Below are 609 nucleotides of genomic sequence, written 5' to 3' on the forward strand. Positions count from 1 at the left end.
GCGCTGTCGCGCCGAACAGATCGATCACCTGCGCAGCAATGCCTTCACGATTGCGATGCGCGAACAGCGGCGCCATCGTAGCTTCGAGCTGCGCCCACGGCATGCGCGTCGCGAGCACCGCAAGCGGATGGCGCAGGTCGATCATCGAATCAAGGCGGCTTCGGAAGAAATCGTCGGTCATGTCGGCGCGCTCCAGCTCCCAGGTTCTAAATCAGATCGATATTCGTTCTGGGAGTTCGCAGCATATCCGGCTCCCGGCAATCCCTTGCAGGGCTTGGTTCCACTATGTTTTGCATGTCCGACTACTTTTGCCGATGCCATTCGCTGGCCCGGCCAAACTTCATGCCGCTGCTGTCGACGATCAGGCTGATGGCCTCGCCGTTGCGCAGGCGATCGGCCACGCGCTGGCAGCGCTGTTTGACCTGAACCTCGAGCGTGCGAAACTGCTCGCTGAGCAACCTGAGCTTCCCCCGAAATTTCGTTCTCCAAGAGGTCGGGTAAACTCGACGGAATGGAAAGCAAAATGTTGAAGATACCGAAGCAGCAACACACGCCGGAATTCAGGACGCTTGCGGTGCAACGGGTGAAGGATGGCCAGAGTATTTCGGT

At 58.8% G+C, this 609-nt stretch carries 1 protein-coding gene and 1 pseudogene; both read right to left on the bottom strand.

Annotation, left to right across the window (positions count from 1 at the left end; genetic code table 11):
* Positions 1 to 181 (bottom strand): annotated as a pseudogene (locus CFB82_RS41790) (IS5/IS1182 family transposase); the annotation flags it as partial.
* A 121-nt stretch (positions 182 to 302) separates the two neighbouring features.
* Positions 303 to 458, bottom strand: a complete 156-nt coding sequence (locus tag CFB82_RS43685; RefSeq protein WP_179255546.1) for a hypothetical protein — start codon at positions 456 to 458, stop codon at positions 303 to 305.
* Between the last annotated feature and the right edge of the window lie 151 nt (positions 459 to 609).

It is taken from the genome of Burkholderia sp. HI2714 (assembly GCF_002223085.1).
Classification (GTDB): Bacteria; Pseudomonadota; Gammaproteobacteria; order Burkholderiales; family Burkholderiaceae; genus Burkholderia; species Burkholderia lata_D.